At 70.2% G+C, this 3,598-nt stretch carries 3 protein-coding genes; all 3 read right to left on the bottom strand.

From position 1 onward, the window contains the following. The coding region (locus AB0J09_RS59370) for a DUF2231 domain-containing protein (protein WP_360712327.1) at positions 1 to 551 on the bottom strand (551 nt) is incomplete at its 3' end. A 42-nt stretch (positions 552 to 593) separates the two neighbouring features. Further along, the gene (locus AB0J09_RS59365; protein ID WP_360712325.1) at positions 594 to 1,205 is read right to left on the bottom strand and encodes an HD domain-containing protein; all 612 of its coding nucleotides are present in this window, start codon (positions 1,203 to 1,205) and stop codon (positions 594 to 596) included. 1 nt (position 1,206) lies between these two features. After that, positions 1,207 to 3,387: a molybdopterin-dependent oxidoreductase gene (locus AB0J09_RS59360; protein ID WP_360712322.1), complete on the bottom strand. Its 2,181-nt coding sequence runs from the start codon at positions 3,385 to 3,387 to the stop codon at positions 1,207 to 1,209. Positions 3,388 to 3,598: the final 211 nt, after the last annotated feature.

Here is a 3,598-nt window from a genome sequence, read left to right as displayed (position 1 = left end):
TGCGGGGCGTGGTTGGCCCCGGCCGCCTGCCGGTAGGCCATGTGGCCGCCGAGGTAGCCGCCGAGCCCGGCCATCCCGAGCCCGGCCATGGTCAGGGTGCGGCCCGCCCGCTCATGCCCGCGCACCCGGGCCAGCAGGGAGGCGGTGAACAGGCCGAGCGCGGTCACGTTGGACAACATGTGGACGAAGCCCACCCGCTGCTGCTCGCGGTGGAGAGAGGACCAGTCGGTCAGCCCGGCCGCCGCAGTCGGCAGCGCGTTCGCGATGCCGGTGGCGAGCAGCACGCGCGTGGCCTTCGGCTCGCCCCCGGCCAGGTCGAGCACGGCCGCGGAGAGCCAGCAGCCCAGGCTGACCGTGGCCAGCGGCGGGTGCAGCGGCTTGCCTGTGGGAACACCGTGCAGCAGATCGCGTAGCAGGCCAGGGCGGATGCGCTGGCGTACGGCCTTGGCCAGCACCCTGACCGGCGTGTCGAAGGTCTTGGTCTTCTCGAGCCGATCGGCGAGGGCGACCGGCCCGGCGAGACCCCGCAGCTGCCGACGTTTCGCTCGCACTTCCTCTTTCACGACAAGTCCCCTACCCCACCCATGTGGGGATCACTCGGACAGGTGTCCCCTGGCCACGGAGAGTTCGACCAGTTCGAGGGCGTACACGCCGAGCGACGGCGAGCCCTCCTCGATGATCCGCACCTTCTCCCTGACCTGGGCGGCCTTGACCTTGAACAGCGGCCACGTGCCACCCTCGGTGTGGTGGTTGGCCAGGATCGGGGCGAAGCGGTCGAGCGCCTTGGCGAATCTGGCCTCCGGCGTCTTCCTGGCCTCGAACTCGTCCCACAGCTCCCGTATCCACCTGGTCTGGTCGGGGGGCAGCAGGCCGAAGATGCGGTCGGCGGCGGCGCGCTCGGCGTCGGCCTGCACGGCCACCTCCACCGGGTCGTAGATGAACGTGTCACCGGCATCGATCTCGACCAGGTCGTGCACCAGCAACATGGCGACAACCCGCTGGAGATCGGTCCCCGGCGGGGCATGCTCGCCGAGGACCATCGCCAGCGTGCCCACGTACCAGGAGTGCTCTGCGGTGTTCTCCCGCCGCGAGCCGTCTATCAGGTGGTTGCGGCGGATGATCCGCTTCAACTTGTCGATTTCGATGGCGAAGGCGATCTGGGCGTTCAGGCGGTCCTCTTCTGGCGCGATAGTCACGCGCGACACCCTATTGTGCGATGATCACCCCAGTTGGTGAAATCGTGACCGGAACTCCGTTGAACACCGCGTTACCACTTGGAACGTCGATGGCGGATTCGTCCGTGAGCGTGTTGACGCTGACCCCCGCGTGCTCGGCGGCCACGCTCTGTGTGGTGCCCGCGTGCCCCCATCCGTGCGGCAGGCTGACCACGCCCGGCATGATCGTGTCGGTCGGTTCGAGCGGCACCGTGAGCTCCCCTGTCGCGGAGCGGACCACCGCCTCGCCGTCGAGCCCGAGCCTGGCCACATCGGCCGGGTTGATCTGCAACGTGCAGGTGTTGCTGCCGCCGACCAGCGGGCCGACGTTGTGCAGCCAGCTGTTGTTGGAGCGCAGGTGGCGCCGCCCGATCAGGACGATCTCCGGCGGCTCCTCGTCCAGCTTGGCGCGCAGCCGCTCGACGTCCTCGATGAGCTGCGGCGGCGCCAGCTCGATCAGCCCGGAGTGGGTCTTCAGCACCTCGCCCAGCCTGGGCTCCAACGGGCCCAGGTCCAGGCCGTGCGGATTGTCGAGCAGCTTGCGCAGCGACAGGTCGCCCTTGCCGGCCCACTCGCCGTAGGGGCCGAGCCTGAGCATGAGGTCGAGCCGGCGCTCACTGCCCGTCTCGCCGTCCAGCGCGGCGCGCAGCTCCGCCACGTCCCGCCCCTCGATGCCCGAGCCGGGCGTCTCGGTGGCCTTGCGCAGCGTCTCGCCGATGACGAACTCGTCCAGGTCCCCTTCGAGGCCAGAGGCGATCATGGCCAGCCTGGCCAGGATCTCGGCCTCGGAGGGCTGCCCGTCCAGCGGCAGCAGGGGCGGCGAGTACCGCGCGTAGTTGCGTACCGCGAACCCGAGCAGCGCGAAGTCGTAGTGGCCCGACTGCAGCATGCGCGGCGGCGGCAGGATGACGTTCGCGTGCCTGGTGGTCTCGTTGAGGTACGGGTCCACGCTGACCATGAAGTCCAGCCGCGCGAAGGCCGCGTCGAGCCTGTCCCCGTGGGGCGCCGACAGCACGGGGTTGCCCGCCACCGTGACCAGGAACGTGACCTGCCCGTCGCCGGGCGTCTCGATCTCGTCGGCCAGAGTGGCCACCGGCAGCTCGCCGTTGGTCTCCGGCAACCCCCTGACGCGGCTCTTCCATCTGCCCACTTCGTAGGGCCGTCGCCGCGCCCCGAACTCCGTGGCGGGCTTGGGGAACATGGCGCCGCCGGGCCGGTCGAGGTTGCCGGTGAGCACGTTCAGCACGTCCACGAGCCACTGGGCCAGCGTGCCGAACTCGGCCGTGCAGGTGCCGATCCTGGCGTAGACGGCGGCCGTACGTGCTCCCGCCAGTTCCCTGGCCAGCCGCACGATCACCTCGGCCGGCACCCCGGTGCGCCGGGAGACCGACTCGGGCGGGAAGTGCTTGGCCGCCTCGCGGACCTCGGCCAGCCCGTTGACCTGCTGCGAAGGCGTGACCAGGTCCTCGGCGAACAGCACGTGGACGATGCCGAACAGCAGGTGGGCGTCCGTCCCCGGGCGGACGAAGACGTGCTCGTCGGCCAGCGCGGCGGTCCGGGTGCGGCGCGGGTCGACCACCACGAGCCGGCCGCCGCGCCGGCGCAGGGCCTTCAGCCGTCCGGGGAAGTCGGGCGCGGTGCACACGGAGCCGTTGGACTCCAGCGGGTTGGCCCCCAACATCAGCAGGTAGTCGGTCCTGTCCAGGTCGGGGACCGCGATGGCCAGCGGATGCCCGAACATGAGTCCGCTCGAGACGTGCTTGGGCATCTGGTCGGCGGTGCTGGCGGTGTAGACGTTGCGGGTGCCGAGCGACTTGATCAGCGGCGCGCTGTACAGGGCGCCCGCCATGGTGTGCGCGTTCGGATTGCCGAGGTAGACCGCGACCGAACGGCGGTCGGCGACCCGGTCGAGGCCCGCCTTCACGGCGGCGAACGCCTCCTCCCAGCCGACCTCGCGCCACAGGTCGCCCTCCCTGATCAGCGGCTTGCGCAGCCGGTCGGGGTCCTCGTCGAGCCGGCCGAGACTGGCGCCCTTCGGGCAGATGAACCCCTTGCTGAACGGATCGTCCTTGTCGCCGCGGACGCTGGTCACGTGCCCGCCCTCGTCGAGGGTGAGCGTGAGGCCGCAGACGGCCTCGCAGAGGGGACAAGTCCGGTGGACGGTCGACGCCATCACGACTCCTGAGTTCGCCAGATGAACTCATCTTGGCTCGTGCCGGGCACATGGGGAAGCCCCGGAGCCCCCGCGGCCTCCGGGGCTTCCCGCCCAGGGGAATGTCCCGGATTCCCCTAGGGAGTGTCTGACAAATGATCAACATGCACGCTTGAATGGTCGATCGTGGTGCGACGTGGTGAGCTGACCGACAAGGCGTGGGTGCGGATCG

Source organism: Nonomuraea sp. NPDC049784, from assembly GCF_040659615.1.
GTDB lineage: Bacteria > Actinomycetota > Actinomycetes > Streptosporangiales > Streptosporangiaceae > Nonomuraea.
Note: the sequence above shows the minus strand (reverse complement) of the source record. Positions and strands in the feature narration are given on the sequence as shown.

Coding starts and splice junctions, on each gene's coding strand:
- AB0J09_RS59360 (WP_360712322.1), bottom strand. CDS start 3,387: ATGGCGTCGACCGTCCACCGGACTTGTCCCCTCTGCGAGGCCGTCTGC.